The sequence below is a fragment of the Maribacter sp. Asnod1-A12 genome, from assembly GCF_045063735.1.
Classification (GTDB): Bacteria; Bacteroidota; Bacteroidia; order Flavobacteriales; family Flavobacteriaceae; genus Maribacter.
In genome coordinates this window covers 3,396,050-3,411,997 of the sequence record NZ_JBEFNZ010000006.1, presented here as the reverse complement: position 1 = coordinate 3,411,997, position 15,948 = coordinate 3,396,050, and the positions used below count along the sequence as shown (strand labels likewise).

General features: G+C 33.1%; 17 protein-coding genes. 13 read left to right on the top strand and 4 right to left on the bottom strand.

The annotated features are described in order from the left end of the window. The first annotated feature begins 45 nt into the window (after nt 1-45). The 6 genes from ACJJVP_RS14730 (at nt 46) to ACJJVP_RS14705 (ending at nt 7,121) form a co-directional block, all read left to right on the top strand. On the top strand, nt 46-1,371 hold the full coding sequence (locus tag ACJJVP_RS14730) for a YHYH protein (protein WP_405414685.1): 1,326 nt from the start codon (nt 46-48) through the stop codon (nt 1,369-1,371). Further along, a complete protein-coding gene (locus ACJJVP_RS14725) occupies nt 1,368-1,961 on the top strand; it encodes a YbhB/YbcL family Raf kinase inhibitor-like protein (protein ID WP_405414682.1) in 594 nt (197 codons plus the stop codon). The genes ACJJVP_RS14730 and ACJJVP_RS14725 overlap by 4 nt, the downstream gene beginning before the upstream one ends. 8 nt (nt 1,962-1,969) lie before the next feature. Next, nucleotides 1,970-2,995: a hypothetical protein gene (locus ACJJVP_RS14720; protein WP_405414680.1), complete on the top strand. Its 1,026-nt coding sequence runs from the start codon at nt 1,970-1,972 to the stop codon at nt 2,993-2,995. 69 nt (nt 2,996-3,064) lie between these two features. Next, nucleotides 3,065-3,808: a LytR/AlgR family response regulator transcription factor gene (locus ACJJVP_RS14715; protein ID WP_405414678.1), complete on the top strand. Its 744-nt coding sequence runs from the start codon at nt 3,065-3,067 to the stop codon at nt 3,806-3,808. A 323-nt stretch (nt 3,809-4,131) separates the two neighbouring features. Then, complete coding sequence (locus tag ACJJVP_RS14710; RefSeq protein WP_405414676.1) at nt 4,132-6,261, top strand: catalase; 2,130 nt, start codon at nt 4,132-4,134, stop codon at nt 6,259-6,261. Between the two features lie 221 nt (nt 6,262-6,482). Then, on the top strand, nt 6,483-7,121 hold the full coding sequence (locus tag ACJJVP_RS14705; protein ID WP_405414673.1) for a fasciclin domain-containing protein: 639 nt from the start codon (nt 6,483-6,485) through the stop codon (nt 7,119-7,121). A gap of 69 nt (nt 7,122-7,190) precedes the next feature. Here ACJJVP_RS14705 and ACJJVP_RS14700 read toward each other — a convergent pair whose 3' ends face one another. The 3 genes from ACJJVP_RS14700 to ACJJVP_RS14690 form a co-directional block, all read right to left on the bottom strand. After that, nucleotides 7,191-7,748, bottom strand: a complete 558-nt coding sequence (locus ACJJVP_RS14700) for a DUF4494 domain-containing protein (protein ID WP_405414670.1) — start codon at nt 7,746-7,748, stop codon at nt 7,191-7,193. Between the two features lie 165 nt (nt 7,749-7,913). Continuing rightward, a complete protein-coding gene (locus tag ACJJVP_RS14695; protein WP_405414668.1) occupies nt 7,914-8,588 on the bottom strand; it encodes a LytR/AlgR family response regulator transcription factor in 675 nt (224 codons plus the stop codon). After that, nucleotides 8,581-9,669, bottom strand: coding sequence for a sensor histidine kinase (locus ACJJVP_RS14690; protein WP_405414666.1), 1,089 nt, complete (start codon nt 9,667-9,669; stop codon nt 8,581-8,583). Before ACJJVP_RS14690 ends, ACJJVP_RS14695 begins: the two co-directional genes overlap by 8 nt. A gap of 191 nt (nt 9,670-9,860) precedes the next feature. Here ACJJVP_RS14690 and ACJJVP_RS14685 point away from each other — a divergent pair, with 191 nt between their 5' ends. The 7 genes from ACJJVP_RS14685 to ACJJVP_RS14655 all read left to right on the top strand — a co-directional run bounded on the left by ACJJVP_RS14685 (nt 9,861) and on the right by ACJJVP_RS14655 (nt 15,187). Next, nucleotides 9,861-10,142 carry an EF-hand domain-containing protein gene (locus tag ACJJVP_RS14685; protein WP_405414665.1) on the top strand — a complete coding sequence of 94 codons (282 nt, stop codon included), beginning with the start codon at nt 9,861-9,863 and terminating at the stop codon, nt 10,140-10,142. Between the two features lie 138 nt (nt 10,143-10,280). Continuing rightward, nucleotides 10,281-11,000: a hypothetical protein gene (locus ACJJVP_RS14680; RefSeq protein WP_405414663.1), complete on the top strand. Its 720-nt coding sequence runs from the start codon at nt 10,281-10,283 to the stop codon at nt 10,998-11,000. Nucleotides 11,001-11,037: 37 nt separating this feature from the next. After that, the gene (locus tag ACJJVP_RS14675; RefSeq protein ID WP_405414661.1) at nt 11,038-12,093 is read left to right on the top strand and encodes a YHYH protein; all 1,056 of its coding nucleotides are present in this window, start codon (nt 11,038-11,040) and stop codon (nt 12,091-12,093) included. A 13-nt stretch (nt 12,094-12,106) separates the two neighbouring features. Continuing rightward, nucleotides 12,107-12,724 carry a hypothetical protein gene (locus ACJJVP_RS14670; protein WP_405414660.1) on the top strand — a complete coding sequence of 206 codons (618 nt, stop codon included), beginning with the start codon at nt 12,107-12,109 and terminating at the stop codon, nt 12,722-12,724. A 374-nt stretch (nt 12,725-13,098) separates the two neighbouring features. After that, nucleotides 13,099-13,893, top strand: coding sequence for a YHYH protein (locus tag ACJJVP_RS14665; protein ID WP_405414657.1), 795 nt, complete (start codon nt 13,099-13,101; stop codon nt 13,891-13,893). 2 nt (nt 13,894-13,895) lie between these two features. Then, nucleotides 13,896-14,516, top strand: coding sequence for a toxin-antitoxin system YwqK family antitoxin (locus ACJJVP_RS14660; RefSeq protein ID WP_405414655.1), 621 nt, complete (start codon nt 13,896-13,898; stop codon nt 14,514-14,516). Next, nucleotides 14,513-15,187, top strand: a complete 675-nt coding sequence (locus ACJJVP_RS14655; RefSeq protein WP_405414653.1) for an SCO family protein — start codon at nt 14,513-14,515, stop codon at nt 15,185-15,187. Before ACJJVP_RS14660 ends, ACJJVP_RS14655 begins: the two co-directional genes overlap by 4 nt. A gap of 76 nt (nt 15,188-15,263) precedes the next feature. On the opposite strand, the gene ACJJVP_RS14650 is transcribed toward ACJJVP_RS14655, so the two are convergent. Next, nucleotides 15,264-15,941 carry a type 1 glutamine amidotransferase domain-containing protein gene (locus ACJJVP_RS14650; protein ID WP_405414651.1) on the bottom strand — a complete coding sequence of 226 codons (678 nt, stop codon included), beginning with the start codon at nt 15,939-15,941 and terminating at the stop codon, nt 15,264-15,266. Nucleotides 15,942-15,948 lie beyond the last annotated feature (7 nt).

Here is a 15,948-nt window from a genome sequence, read left to right as displayed (position 1 = left end):
AAAATGAAATTTTCATTATTATAAACTTGTTGTAACTATATACATATGAAAAGTAACTTACTATTTATAATTTTACTTCTAGTAAATATTCACCTCTTTGCACATGAAGGTGGTCATGGAGACCCTTTAAAACAATGGGAAATAACAACCAATGATATAATTATCAAGGCTAATTTTATTTCATATGAGAACGGTGAAGTTTGGCTTATGGACGGCAATCATACTATTCAAACTTTTCAAATTACAGATTTTACAGAAGCTGATCAAAAGTTTATTAAAACAAAGAATGAATTCATTCATTCTTTAAATAGCAGCGCAGCTATTGAGGTTGATTCACAATCATCATTAAGTTTTCATTGGGCACTTATTGGTTTAGGTATTTTCCTTTTGTCCTTTTCTGTTTTCAAAATGATAAAACAAAAAAAAGTAATATACTTAACTCACGGAGTTCTTGGTTTGAGTGTCATTTTAATAGTATCATGTAAAAATACTGGTACTACTAAAACAAGTACTGTGCAAGTACCAGCAAATGATGTTTCGCTAATGCAAACTTTTTTTAAAAAATTTGACAGTGTCACAACGCATTCAGATGAGAACTACCTGTATGTTTCATCAAATGGATTACCAGATCATGACATGATGGTTGGTATTACAAACTGGCAGCAACAAGTGCCTATTAAACAAAATTATACCGGTGACAATAGTTTGGCTATACCTACGCATCCAAAAATGGCGGAACATCCACTTTCTACAAAAACTAACCTCTTAAAAGGTGCAATTGCGGTTGCTGTTAATGGTATCCCTATTTTCAACCCATTAAACAATAGAGGTGAAGATGCTAATGCTATTGGAGAATTAGACAATTGGGGCGGACATTGCGGTCGTGCAGATGATTACCATTATCATTTACCACCATTGCATTTACAAGATCAAGTAGGCGCAGGTAACCCAGTGGCCTATGCTGTTGATGGGTTCCCGGTTTATGGAAAAACAACAGAGTCTCTCGATGAATATTTAGGTATATTAAACTCAGATGGGTCTTATGAATACCACACTATTGATGAATATCCATATTTTATTGCAGGTATGAGAGGTGAAGTTGTGCTAGATCCAAAAACGGAAGCTCCTGAAAACCAGGTTTATCCCCAACCTAGAACTCAAGAATTACGACCTGCTTTAAGACCATTACGAGATGCTGAAATCATTGATTTCAAATCTTTAGGTGAAAATTCATATGCATTAACGTACAGCTTAGATTCAAAAGAATATACTATAAATTACAGTTGGAATAGTGATGACATCTATACCTACCAATTTATTAACCCTGATGGTACATCTTCCGTTGAAACTTATAAACCAAGACAAAAATGAAGCACTCCGTATTTGTATTTTCTTTTCTTTTTGTCTGCTTTATTTCCTGTAAAAACACAAATACTACAGAAGTAAATCACGATGATTTTAAAACTATACATTCCGATTTTAAACTAACAAGTATTGCGATAGAGGATGGTATTTTATTGGATGCATATAAGTGTGAAAAGAAGATTAATGATGTGGAAAATTCTATACCGCTCTCTTGGCAAAATGTTCCTGAAGGCACTAAATCTTTAGCTGTTGTAATGTATCATTATCCAAAAAAGGATAATAAAACTGAAATCAATTCATATCTACTATTATGGGATATAAATCCTGAAACAACAGGAATACCATACAAAATGGCATCTAAAGGTAATTGGTTTATGGGTGAAAATAAAGATGGTACAGCTATATCATATACATCTCCATGTTCTCATGGAAAAGGCAAACACGAATACACCATTGCTCTATACGCATTAGCAGAAAACCCACCTACTTTACCTAAAATGAATACTTTAGATGTAGATTATAATGTGTTCATGAATGCAATGGCTTCAGTAAAAATAATTGACAGAACAACTTTAACATTTTTAGACACCAAATAAATAATCTTATGAAATCTATAAAAAGCACCTTGCTAACAATTGCATTTCTATCAATAACACTTATTGGTTGTAAGAATAGCAATAAGACTGCACAAAAAGATGTAAAACAACAATCGGAAATTAGTATTTATAATGGTTCAGCTTCAGTTTCTCAAGGAGCGGCAACAGTAGAAACTGAAAATATATATGAATGCTATAGGGGTAGAGAAGCACCAATTGGTACATCTAAAACAACAGATGGTAGTAGTTGGACTGTACCGGCATTAGTTAATTTTACTGATGATAATTTCCCTTTGGCTTCAGATTTGTTCAACCCTTGTACAAAAGTTGAATACGCTTCCGCAGATGAAGCCCTAGCAGCATTAGATGGTACAGATATTGTTGAAGTAGATGCAGATGGCGAAGTAATTACAGCGTATATATTTGCTGACAATTATTTTGAAATGTACATAAACGGTATGCCTGTTGGTAAAGATAATGTGCCTTTTACGCAATTTAATTCTAACATTGTTCGGTTTAAAGTAAATACCCCTTTTACTATCGCCATGAAATTAGTGGATTGGGAAGAAAATAGTGGGCTAGGATCAGAAAGCAATAGGGGAAAAGCATTTCACCCAGGAGATGGTGGTATGGTTGGCGTTTTTAAAGATGCCAACAATGAAATTATTGCCACTACAAATTCAAATTGGAAAGCACAGACTTATTATACTGCCCCTATAAAAGACTTATCATGCGTTTCTGAAGAAGGTGCTTTACGATTAAGTAATAATTGCAGTACAGAAGATTCAGATGATGGTACCTCTTACTTTGCCTTACACTGGAAAACTCCAAAAGATTGGCAGTCTGAAAGCTTCGATGATAGTAAATGGCCTAGTGCATCTGAATTTGCAAATGATGTTATTGGAGTCGACAACAAACCGTCATATACCAACTTTACAGATATTTTCGATAATAATTCTGCTGATGCCCAGTTTATATGGTCTACTAATGTAATTTTGGATAACGAAGTGCTTGTTAGGTATACTGTAGAATAAATATCTGATTGTAAAGTAACTGATTAAATACAAGAAAACACTGTTCTTTAATTTATCTTAAAAACTAATATGGAAGCTATTCAAATAACCTGTATGATTGTTGACGATGAGCCTATGGCTGTTAATCTTGTAGAGAGTTATGTAGAAAAGACCCCTTATTTAAAGTTGATTAAAAAATGCAATAGTGCAATTGAAGCTATGCAATTCTTAAATTCAGAAGAGGTAGACTTACTTTTTCTTGATATTCAGATGCCAGATTTAACAGGAATTGAATTTTCTAAAATGCTTACGAAAAATTCTAAGGTCATTTTCACCACTGCATTTGATCAATATGCACTTGAAGGTTTTAAGGTTGAGGCTTTAGATTATCTACTTAAACCTTTTGATTATGCTGAATTCTTAACTGCTTCTAACAAAGCTTTAGAGTGGTTTTCATTAGTGAGAGGAAATAAAACCGCTCAAACTCAAGAAACATCTCAAGAAAAGGAGTTTCTTTTTGTAAAATCAGAATACAAACAACTTCGCATTAAACTTGCAGATGTACTATATTTTGAAGGATTGAAAGACTATATTAAAATTTGGCTGAAAGACAACCCCAAACCTATTTTAACATTAATGAGCCTTAAGAGCTTGGAGGAAGAATTACCGGGAACACATTTTATGCGCGTACACCGGTCATTCATTGTAGCTCTTAAATATGTTGAAGTAATTGAACGTAGTCAAATCATTATCAATAAACAACGCATTACGATTTCAGAGCAATACAAACCTCGGTTTTTAGAATACATCAATAATAATTCATTGAATTCTTAATGTTTAGACTAGTTCTATAAAAATTTACGGTAATTTATATATTAGGATATTTAAAAATTGATTTTCTTCAAGACAATCTAATTGCAGCTCTATATCTAATTGAAAATTAATAATATTTAAACTCTTAATTTTCAATATTCATCTTCTCAACAGATACATTTCAAATTCCAAAAACCTGTAAAAGTCAATTAATTAGAAACGCTTAAAACATTATTGAAATTTACCGGTTAATTCTTTTAGAGTCTTTTTTTGATTTATAACAGCTAATTATACTTTTTAATTCCAAGTAATTTTATGGCTATCACTATCAAAATGTCTATAAAATGAAAAATAAAACAACCGATACATCGAAACAAAAAGACTTAGAGAGTTATCAAAAAGATATGTCAAATAAAGCCTTGACCACCAATCAAGGATTAAAAGTAAATGATACTAACAATAGCTTAAAATCTGGGGAACGTGGGTCTACGTTACTAGAGGACTTTCTTTTACGGGAGAAAATTACAAATTTTGACCATGAACGAATTCCAGAGCGAATTGTACATGCTCGTGGTAGTGCCGCACATGGATATTTTGAATTATATGAAAGTATAGAAGAATTTAGCAAAGCAGGTATCTTTACAGACACTACAAGAAAAACTCCTGTTTTTGTTAGGTTTTCAACCGTTGCCGGGTCTAAAGGTTCGCCAGATTTAGCTAGAGATGTTAGAGGTTTTGCCGTAAAATTCTACACCCAAGAAGGTACTTGGGATTTAGTAGGTAACAACATGCCGATTTTCTTTATACAGGATGCCATGAAGTTCCCAGATTTAATTCATTCCGTCAAACCGGAACCGAATAAGGAAATTCCACAAGCAGCATCTGCTCACGATACTTTTTACGATTTTGTATCATTAACGACGGAAACATTGCATAATCATATTTGGGCTATGAGTGATAGGGCTATTCCTAGAAGTTTACGTATGATGGAAGGATTCGGGATTCATACTTTTAGATTGATCAATGATAAAGGAGAAGCACATTTCGTTAAGTTTCATTGGAAACCAACTTTAGGAGTACACTCTGTTACTTGGGAAGAAGCCGTAAAAATTAATGGGGCCGATTCAGATTTTCATCGTAGGGATTTATGGGATGCCATTGAAGCGGAACAATATCCAGAGTGGGAGCTAGGGATACAAATTGTACCAGAGGCCGATGAACATAAATTTGATTTTGATTTATTAGATCCTACTAAATTAATTCCAGAAGAAATTGTTCCGGTTAAAATCATTGGTAAAATGACTTTAAACAAGAACCCAGAGAACTTCTTTGCAGAAACAGAACAAGTAGCATTTTTACCAGGGCATATTGTTCCAGGTATCGATTTTACGAATGATCCATTATTACAAGGTCGCTTATTCTCTTACAGAGATACACAATTATCTCGTTTAGGGAGTCCTAATTTTCATCAGATTCCGATAAATCGTCCAGTTGTAGATACACATAACAATCAACGCGATGCACACATGCAAATGGATATACCAAAAGGACAAACAGCTTATTTTCCCAATAGTTTAAGCGGCGGTTGTCCACATTTGTCTAAGATGGCAGAAGGTGCATTTCATTCTTACGAAGAACGTATAGACGCTAAAAAAATAAGAACGCGAAGTGAAAGTTTCAGTGACCATTTTTCGCAACCTGCATTGTTTTATAGAAGTTTAGCCGATTGGGAAAAGGAGCATGTAGCTGCCGCATATACTTTTGAATTGGGAAAGTGTAACCATGATCATATTAAAGAACGCATGTTATGGTTAATTGCTCAAATTAATATGGATTTGGCTAAAACAGTTTCGGAAGGTTTGGGTATGAAAATTCCGAAAAATATTGAGAAACCAATTAATCAGGCTATTGGTGCCGATGCTGATGTTGAGAAACATCAACCTGGTAAAAAGAAAAATTATTTAGATAAATCAGAGGCATTGAGCATGGCTAATACAAAGTTTGATAGTATTGCTACTAGGCAAATAGCTGTGCTTGCGGCGGATGGATTTAGCATGAAAAATTATACCGCTATAAAAGAAAAACTGGAAAAAGAAGGCGCTGTAGTAAAGATTGTTGCCCCACATGGCGGAAGCATAACATGTGACCAAAATATGGATCATAAAGTAGATGCAGCAATCGCAACTACTGAAAGTGTACTTTTCGATGCAATTTATATTCCTGGTGGCGAAAAATCTGTAAAGACAATGATTGATAATGGAAAATATATCAAATTCATTAATGAAACTTTCAAGTATTGTAAAGCTATAGCTGTTGATGACGAAGGAGAACAAATTCTAGATCAATCTTTTGTATCGAAATTTAAAGATGATAAAGCCATTCACATTAACGAATCAGTTTCCAATTTCATAAAGAGTATAGCAAAACATCGTAATTGGGACAGACGAGAACATTCTGATAAAGTCCCTGTTTAATTAAAGTATTGCTCATGTGTATGAATCCATTGAAGATTTATTACTTCAATGGATTCTTTTAATTATTATCCTTTCTGAACTATTGTTAAAAACTTACGTAAATAAATTGACCATCTTAAGAAAAGTTCTTGAGATAGTATCCTTTAAATATTCTGAAAATAATCTTATTGCATTTGTCTAATTACAGACATCTGAAATATTAATAATCAAAACAAATAATTATGAAAACAAGAAATATTAAAAATCTAGTATGTATTGCATTAGCAATTTTGGCACTAAGTTCATGCAAAGACCAAGCAAAGATAGATGCCGATAAAAAAGCAATGGAAGAAAAAGTCGCTATGGAAGAGCAAAGCATGAAGGCAGAAGAAGCCAAAATGAAAGAGGAGGCCAAGAAAAAAGAAATGATGGCGACTAGTATAACAGCCGTAGCCAGCAAAAATGAAGAGTTATCTACTTTAGTATCTGCACTTAAAGCAGCTGATTTAGATAACATGCTATCCGAGCCAGGTAGTTACACGGTATTTGCACCATCTAATAATGCTTTTGAAAAATTACCTAAAAAACTATCTATAGCAGAATTAGGTAAAGCTGAAAATAAAGAATTATTAACCAACATTCTACAGTACCATGTTGTATCTGGTGTAATCACCAGCGATAAATTAGTGGCAGCTATTAAAGGCGCCAATGGAAAATATACATTTACAACTGTTGGTGGAAAAGATTTAACCGCTAGTCTTAAAAGCGACAAGATTATTTTAAAAGATGAAAAAGGAAATAAAACAGAAGTAGTTTTAGGGAATGTTAAAGCTTCTAATGGAGTTGTACACGTAATTAACGATGTACTTATATTGAAGTAAGGTTTAAATACTTTAAAGAAAAAGAGGACCATTTAGGTCCTCTTTTTAGTTAGTACCAAAAATCAGTAATCATTCTTCACTAGACATTACATCGCTCAATTCCAATTCTTCATCCATTGAATTATCTACAGGAACTGAATCTTTAATTATATTGAATTTTTCTACACGCTCCATATCATCTTCTTCACCTGAAAAATAAGGAAAGACATCCATAATTGGCGACTCTGCTATAGAAGGTACAGAATATTCTCCCATCGTATCTTTCATTACACTAATCGTATTATCATAAGCTTCTTTTACATCGTTAGCTTGTATTAATAGATACATATTCGTTTTACGTTCTTTACCGCTTTCCTCATCAAAAGCTATTAACGATACTTTAGATTTAAACCATCTGTCTGAATTCTCGAAAGGATGAATTTCTGCAAAATTGGCAACTTTTATATTCGTGATTTTAATTTCTTCTGTATCACTTAAATATGCCGACATTTCTTCGGTAATTCTACTCTCTGCTTCGGTATAAGAAATAGCATCGACCAAAAAAGGTTCGGTTTTTACCTTAAGCATTCCTGAAGCTTCATCTAATTTTCTATATTTTATTTTACACTCGTACCAAGTTGCACTCATATTTTCTCTTTTATTTTGGGGTGCTAAATATACTAGTTCGACATTGTTTGTTTGTTCAAAAAATGTAATAGATATTCACAAATTAATTCAAAAATAGCTAGCCTTCTTAAAATAAGACACTTACTACTAGCTTAAAAAATGAAGATGATAATTGTTTTTAAGAATTTAAAATAATTCTTGCTTTACATGATCGTAATAAGAATCACTAACAGGTATAATTGTATCTGAAAGTAATAAGTCTCTACCTTTTAATCCGGTTACATAGTTCTTATTTATAATATATGATCTATGTACTCTCATAAAAAGAGAACTGGGTAATTCTTGTTCTAATGTCTTTAATCGTTGATTGCTTATAATTTTCTTACCTGCCAAATGAAAGGTAACATACTCGCTATCACTAACTATATATAATATATCGGTGTACTTTACTTTATGTAAATCATAACCCGATTTTATAGTTATAGCATCTAACTTAGGATAATCATCATGGGTTTTTACCTTGTTAACAGCAGTAACAAATCGCTCAAATGTTATAGGTTTTAAAAGGTAATCTACAGCATTCAATTCATATCCCTCTAATGCATATTGGGAATAAGCCGTTGTAAAAATTATTCTAGTATCAGTATTTACCATTTTGGCAAAATCTGTTCCTTTTATTTCTGGCATTTGAATATCTAAAAATAGAAGATCTACAGTATGTTCTTTCATTAAACTTAAAGCCTCTAGAGGATTTTCTGCTTCACCTACTAAATTTAAAAATTCTAGTTTATCAATATAGGTAATCAATAGAGCTCTTGCCAACTCTTCATCATCTACTACTATACAGTTTATACTACTCATGTAACTGAAGTTTTAAATTCACTTTAAACGCCTTAGAAGTCTCGTTAATACTTAATTCATGACGATTTGGGTACAAGATAGCCAAACGTTTCTTTACATTATCTATACCAATGCCACCAACATCATCTGTAACTACTTTAAAATCAGGTTTGCTATTCTCTAATTCAAAATTAACATTATCTGATGTAGAACTTATTTTCAAATTAATAAATGTGCCATTAATTTTTTCAATATTACTATGCTTTAAGGCATTTTCCAAAAATGGTATCAGTAACATAGGTACTATAGCAACATTTTGATCTTCTATAGAAAATGATGTGTTTATAGGGTAGGTTTTACTGCTTTTAAGAGAGAACAACTTAATATAATTCTCTATATAATCTATCTCTTTATACAGTGGTACTATTTCTTGCTCGCATTCGTATAACACATATCGCAGCATATCAGACAAATAACTAATACTTTTTTGTGTTCTTCCGGCATCTATGGCCGATAATGCATAAATATTGTTTAAAGCATTGAATAGAAAATGAGGATTAATCTGTGATTTCAACAACTTCAATTCGGTTTGTAATGCCTCATTTTTATTAATGATTATTTCTTCTTCTTTACGTTGTGCCAGCAAAAATATCTCTACCAAGGTTGCAATAATATAAGCTATTGCAATTAACAAAAGATTTATAAAGAATCGAGAAGGTGGTCTTCTAACTACATCTGATGGCAAACCATCTTCAAATTTTGGTCCAAGTCCAGGTCCAGGTCTCGGCCCGGGTCCGGGTCCAGGACCTAAACCTATAGTTGATTCTGAACCTAACATAGGATCAGATACAATATTGGTCAACACAAGCGTAACTACAATTATAGTCGCTATAGAAACCAAAGTGAACAGTGTATATTTTTTTTTCAATAATAAATAGGGTACCGTAAAATATATTAGTGTGGCAATAACTAAAATTTGAAACAAAAGTGCCATCCCATTTTCTCCTACAAATTGAAAATCGCTACCACTAAAAATCCATGCTGTAGACCATATTAAAAGCCATAAAGCTACATGAAAAATAAAATTCTTATGTCTGTTCATGATGCAAATAAAAGGAATAAAAAATCAAACACACCCCATAAATATGTCTATAAACAGATGATAATTAAGCATTCATTGTAGAAATACTGCTTTTCACTTAAAAGGAAAAGGCAAACACTTAATACGCTCACATTATATAGAAGTTTCTTACATCTTTGTACTCGAATATTAGTTATAAAATTATAAACATTATGAAACGCATTACTTTAAAAACAGGATTACTATTTGCTATGTTAGTTGCATTTGGCACAGTAGCAGTTAACGCACAGTCGAAAGGCGAAAGAAAAGAGCCACCTACATATGCTAAACTTTTAGAAGAAATGGATGCAGATGAAGATGGTCAACTTTCTGAAGAGGAAGTTAAAGGTCCTTTAAAGGATAATTTTTCTGAAATTGATGCCAATGAAGACGGTTTTATTTCTGAAGAGGAATTTGACGATGCTCCAAAACCAAAAGGAAAACCTAGAAACTAAATTTAATTTAATTAGAATTAAATATTTATTCAATAATTTTTGTTGAAGTTAGCCCAAAGCTTCATGAGTGATCATGAAGCTTTACTTACAAACAAATAGATAAGTATGGTCTTATTTAGAAAGGTTAGAAGTAAGTTATTGAAACTAGAAAAATTTAAAACGTATTTCGTTTACGCTTTTGGTGAAATTCTGTTAATAGTTATAGGTCTTTTGATTGCTTGGAAAATCAATAATATGAACGAATCTAGAAAAAACAGAATCGTTGAACTTAAAATTTACAAAAGTTTAAGTCAAGAATTAGATACGAATTTGGTTGTTTTAGATAGTGCTATAGTAGATTATACGAAAAGCATTCAAATGCTTCAAAATACAATTAATTACCTAGGTACACAACCAACAGAATTGACACAAGACGCTAAATCATTAATTGTAAATTTAAATTATAATAAAACAATTGTAAGAGATGAAGCAATAAACTCGATCAACGCAACAAATAAATTTGAGTTTATCGAAAGTGACTCTCTCAAACAATTGATTTCTGCTTATCCTAATGAGCTAGATAGTTTTATTAATCAACAGAATAAGATTGAAAATATTATTACAGATCGATTAAAACCAGTTATAGAAAAGCATATTTCCCTTATGGAAATATTGCCGCAAAATAGTTATAACTATCAACGTATAAAAAATTATGGTAATCAGTCTAACTACCCCGAACTTCTTGTAAGTCGAGAGTATCAAAATAGTGTTATAGATAGATTATTACAGACTAAAGGTCAATTGACCATTGCAAAAAATTTAAAACAGAAAACGAAAACAATTGCAACAAAACTTAATCAAGAGTTGAACAAACCTTAGTCACTTTAAAAAATTATCAATTTAATACCTGAAAATTATGATCAAAAAAAACAAATATCCGATTTTAGCCTGCTTTCTTTTCTCTTTAATGGCTATTGGTTTTGTAAGTTGTAGTAGCGATGACTCATCAACTACAGATGACACTATAATTGAAGAGGATGATACAGACACTGATGATGACGACAGCAGCGATGACGATTCAAGTGTCGTAAATGTTGATGCTTCATATTTTTATACAGCAGATGGCTCTGTTACGATTACAACTATACCATGTACATTGTCTGATGGTACGGAAACAAACTGCTATCAAATAGTTACAACCAGTCTGCCTGGTGACCACGAAATGGGACCATGGTGTCCAGATAATATTACCGACGATGCAGAAGCTGGCGGTATATGGTTAGATAGCGGAGAGGTATACGATGTAGACGGTGCTTTTGTTGAAAATCTATCAACATTCTACAATGATTCTAGATGGATGATGTATGATACCAATGGTGACATCTATGTTACTGAATCAGAAGAAGATTGTATTAATGCTGCCAATCCTGATGTTGGTGAAGAATATGAAAATTTTTGTGTTCAGTGTTTACCGTCTTACATAACAGATCTTAGTCAAACTTGGACAATTCCAATTACTCCGGTTGCACAAGATTCGCCTGTTCTGTTTACCAGCGTTGGAGGTGGCGGCGGACCCGGTCAACAAACAACTACAGCACCATCAACTCGTGGGGTTGCACTAAACGGAATCGAATTTTCTGCACCGGCTCCTGTCGATAATATTTTAGCTGCATATACAATTGCTCCATTTGATGATGCTGGCGGACACATTAATGTTCACCAAGGCTATCATTATCACGCTGCTACCGGGTACAGCACCAAAGTAGTTCAAGATGATGGTCATGCTGCCCTAATTGGTTATGCTTTAGATGGCTATGCAATTTATGAATTAGATGACAGCAGTGGCGAAGAAGCTACTGATTTAGATGAGTTACGCGGTCATTCAGATGATACTAGAGGCTACCATTACCATGTGGATGCAGCAGGAAACAATAATTTCATAGATGGTTTAAAAGGTGCCTACGTTAATTAAAAAAATATACAATATGAAAAAGTACATTTTAATTTATATTACCGGACTATTTTCACTTCTAGGTTATGCCCACAGCCCCGATGCTTCTACTACCATGTTAGTAGAAAAAGAAAATAATACCTGGGTATTACAGATCAGTTCTTCTTTAACCGCTTTTCAGCAAGAGATAAGAACTCATTTTGCAGAAACTCCATATAAAACCCCCGAGGAGTTTCAGCAAATGGTACTGGAGCACATTAAAAACAATCTTGAATTGACTTACAATGACGGTAGTAAAATAACGTTAGGTCAAGGAATGGTAAAACTAGGACACGAAACAAAAGTCGTGTTTGAAGTTTTCGGAATTTCTTCCGACTTGGAAGATATACATGTAAAAAATACAGCATTCAAAGACATTGGTAATAGTCAAAGTGCATTATTTGTTTTTAAAGACGGTTTCAGTAAAGATCAGTTCATTTTAAATAATGATAATAATCATACTTTAGAGCTAAAAGTCAATGGCAATAAATTCATAGAAGCTGGTGAACAAAATGCTGGTATCAACCCATCATATGTTCTCTTAATTCTAATGAGCCTTTTAGGTTTTAGCTTCTTAATACAAAAGATTATACTTTCTGATGATCCAGTTTAATCATTATATAAATTAGAATTTAAAGTGGAGTGACCTTCTTGGGTTTCTCCACTTTTTATTTACCCCTAAATACCAATTAAAATTTATCTTATGAAAATTTATAATATCTACTGTATAAAATAAAAAACACATAATAACACCTATCAATTGATGGCAACTTATTCTGGTTTTAAAATGTCAAAAGAATATCTTCTATCACCTATTCCAAATAACTTAAAATTTATTAAACCAATTAAATTCGATATTCGCTTAATATAAGCAGTGATATACTGATTGTTAAAATTCCCAAACAAACTTATACTTATACTTGCAGCGCATACGAAACTAATATTCAGATTAGTTGAAAATCACACACAACCCAAATTGCATTTATTATGAAAAAAAATAGTTTAAAAAGAATACCAAAATCATCATTAGTTTTAGCGTTGTCATTTATTACTCTTTTAGCATGTAGCAGTGAAAGTGTTGACGATGACATAGCAGAAGATATTGCAAATACAGATGATTCTGATATTGATACAGAAGAAATTGCTACTGAACTTCATGCAGCCTACGCTGCTTTTAATACTGATGCCGTAACTATATATTTAGATGGGTCTGAGGTTGTTATTGAAACTACTGGTTTACCTAATCACGAAACGGTTTATTGGGGTGAAGGTAATGAGCTTTATAAAGAAGAATCTGATGTCGACACCACACCTAGTATTATGTCAAGCAATAATAATGCAACTACAATTCGCGTAGATGCAACCCCTAATTTAACAGGAAGTACTATCGAGACCGAATTAAATACCATTGGTATTGCAGTCAGTGGATCGTCGATATTCAATGATCAAGAAGGTGGCGGCACTTTAGATCAGGCAGCAGCTAGTTTAGATTGGACGGGAGCTCATATCGGGCCTGGTGTATATCATTATCATTTAGAGCCTAAAGCTTTTTCTGACGATGATGAAAACTTAGTTGGTATATTATTAGATGGTGTTTTTCTTTATGGACGTAAATGTAATTCTACAGGTGATTATCCTACAGATTTAGATGCCTCTGGCGGTCATACATCTGCAACTCAATACACTGATGGTGAAGAAGAATATCATTATCATATAATAAATGAAATATATTCAACAACAGGATCTTATTTAGCTTTTGCAGGTCCGTATCAAGGTTATTAAAAATGAGAGCATTCAATTTCCATATTATTTTCATATTTCTGACTTTACTATCGGGGTGCAATACTGCACTTGAAACTAAAGCTACAACCGAAAAGGCAGCTACGGTAAAACAGGAAACAAAATTTAAGGAAGAACTGAAGCTCAACCAACTTGAAGGAACATGGTATTACAAAAACTCACCTTATGATGGTTATTCTTTAACCTTACATGATAATGGAACTTTGGCGGAAAAGGTGGGTTTTATTAATGGAAAAAGAGAAGGTGTTGCCTTAAGATATTCTGACAATGAAGTTTTAAGAGTAGAGTACCATTATAAAAATAACCGTCTTGAAGGTTCTTATAAAACATGGTGGGAAAATGGTCAATTGGCGCAAGAGGCTAATTACGTAAATGGTAATATGCACGGCGTTGAAAAAAAGTGGTATCCAGATGGGCAATTGGCAAAACAAAGACAATTAGTTAACGGTAGGGAAGAGGGACTACAAAAAGCGTGGTTAAAGAATGGAACGCTATATGTCAACTATGAGGCTAAAAACGGACGTATCTTTGGTTTACGAAGAGCTAATTCTTGCTATCAATTAGAAGATGAAGTTGTAATTAGATCAGAAAACGAATTATTATGAAAAAGACCATATTCTACGTAATTGCTTTCATACTTTTTGTTGCTTGTAAACAGACAGTTAAAAAAGAAAATATACAAGTAACCGAAACAAGTAGGGTAGAGCATTTGCCATATTATAACGATGAGTCATTTACCCCACATTGGATAACTCCGAATACTGAAGAAGAAAAACAATTTCACAAAATTCCTGATTTTAAGCTGGTTGATCAGTTAGGAGATACATTGACCCAGAGGTCTTTCGAAAATCAAATTTATATTACTGATTTCTTTTTTACTACCTGCCCCGGTATTTGTCTTAAAATGACAAATAACATGACTAAAGTACAAGAAGCTTTTTTAGACAATGATGAAGTAGCCATATTATCACATTCGGTGACACCATCAATAGATTCTGTATCGGTTTTAAAAACATATGCCGAAAAAAACGGAGTGATAAATTCTAAATGGCACTTGGTCACCGGTGACAAAACTGAAATTTATAATTTGGGGAGAAACGAATATTTTGTGGAAAACGATTTAGGAATTCCAAGGGATATCAATGACTTTCTACACACAGAAAACTTTCTATTAATAGATAAGAACAAGCATATACGTGGCATCTACAACGGTCTAAATAGGGCTTCGATAGCGCAGTTGATTACTGATGTTGAAGCTTTATTGAAAGAAAGTTGAATCGAGAAACAGTAGTGATAATAAAAAAGCCCGTAAACAAATGTTTACGGGCTTTTTCAATTTATTAATCTAATTACTATTCTAAAGTAGCTAATAACTTTTCTGCAACTAATTCAGATGATGCAGGGTTTTGACCTGTAATTAGATTACCATCTTGAATTGCGTATGCTGCCCAATCTTCTTTTTTAGAATAGATTCCCCCGTTTTCTTGTAACATGTCTTCCACTAAGAAAGGAACTACGTCTGTTAATTGTACAGCCGCTTCTTCAGTATTTGTGAATCCGGTTACTTTCTTACCTTTTACTATTGGCTGATCATCTGTACCTTTTACTCCTTTCAGAGCTGCAGGCGCGTGACATACAAATGCTATTGGCTTATCTTGTTTATTAAATGTTTCTATCAAATTAATAGAAGTTACATCATTTGCTAAATCCCAAAGTGGTCCATGACCACCTGGATAAAATACAGCATCAAAATCAGATGCATTTACATCCAACAATTTTTTGGTATTGCTTATAAGAACTTGAGCAGATTTATCCTCCTTGTAACGCTTTGTATCTTTGGTTTGCGCATCTTCAGAATCACTACTTAAGTCAACAGGTGCTTGACCTCCTTTTGGTGTAGCAACTGTAATTTGCCCTCCTTTATCTAATAAAGCGTAATATGGAGCTGCAAACTCTTCTATCCAAAATCCTGTTTTTTTTCCTGTGTCTCCCAACTGATCATGAGACGTTAAAACGAATAATATTTTCATGGTATTT

Excerpts from the sequence above, each read along its gene's own strand:
- ACJJVP_RS14730 (WP_405414685.1), top strand. The coding sequence starts at position 46 with ATGAAAAGTAACTTACTATTTATAATTTTACTTCTAGTAAATATTCAC.
- ACJJVP_RS14725 (WP_405414682.1), top strand. The coding sequence starts at position 1,368 with ATGAAGCACTCCGTATTTGTATTTTCTTTTCTTTTTGTCTGCTTTATT.
- ACJJVP_RS14720 (WP_405414680.1), top strand. The coding sequence starts at position 1,970 with ATGAAATCTATAAAAAGCACCTTGCTAACAATTGCATTTCTATCAATA.
- ACJJVP_RS14715 (WP_405414678.1), top strand. The coding sequence starts at position 3,065 with ATGGAAGCTATTCAAATAACCTGTATGATTGTTGACGATGAGCCTATG.
- ACJJVP_RS14710 (WP_405414676.1), top strand. The coding sequence starts at position 4,132 with ATGAAAAATAAAACAACCGATACATCGAAACAAAAAGACTTAGAGAGT.
- ACJJVP_RS14705 (WP_405414673.1), top strand. The coding sequence starts at position 6,483 with ATGAAAACAAGAAATATTAAAAATCTAGTATGTATTGCATTAGCAATT.
- ACJJVP_RS14700 (WP_405414670.1), bottom strand. The coding sequence starts at position 7,748 with ATGAGTGCAACTTGGTACGAGTGTAAAATAAAATATAGAAAATTAGAT.
- ACJJVP_RS14695 (WP_405414668.1), bottom strand. The coding sequence starts at position 8,588 with ATGAGTAGTATAAACTGTATAGTAGTAGATGATGAAGAGTTGGCAAGA.
- ACJJVP_RS14690 (WP_405414666.1), bottom strand. The coding sequence starts at position 9,669 with ATGAACAGACATAAGAATTTTATTTTTCATGTAGCTTTATGGCTTTTA.
- ACJJVP_RS14685 (WP_405414665.1), top strand. The coding sequence starts at position 9,861 with ATGAAACGCATTACTTTAAAAACAGGATTACTATTTGCTATGTTAGTT.
- ACJJVP_RS14675 (WP_405414661.1), top strand. The coding sequence starts at position 11,038 with ATGATCAAAAAAAACAAATATCCGATTTTAGCCTGCTTTCTTTTCTCT.
- ACJJVP_RS14670 (WP_405414660.1), top strand. The coding sequence starts at position 12,107 with ATGAAAAAGTACATTTTAATTTATATTACCGGACTATTTTCACTTCTA.
- ACJJVP_RS14665 (WP_405414657.1), top strand. The coding sequence starts at position 13,099 with ATGAAAAAAAATAGTTTAAAAAGAATACCAAAATCATCATTAGTTTTA.
- ACJJVP_RS14660 (WP_405414655.1), top strand. The coding sequence starts at position 13,896 with ATGAGAGCATTCAATTTCCATATTATTTTCATATTTCTGACTTTACTA.
- ACJJVP_RS14655 (WP_405414653.1), top strand. The coding sequence starts at position 14,513 with ATGAAAAAGACCATATTCTACGTAATTGCTTTCATACTTTTTGTTGCT.
- ACJJVP_RS14650 (WP_405414651.1), bottom strand. The coding sequence starts at position 15,941 with ATGAAAATATTATTCGTTTTAACGTCTCATGATCAGTTGGGAGACACA.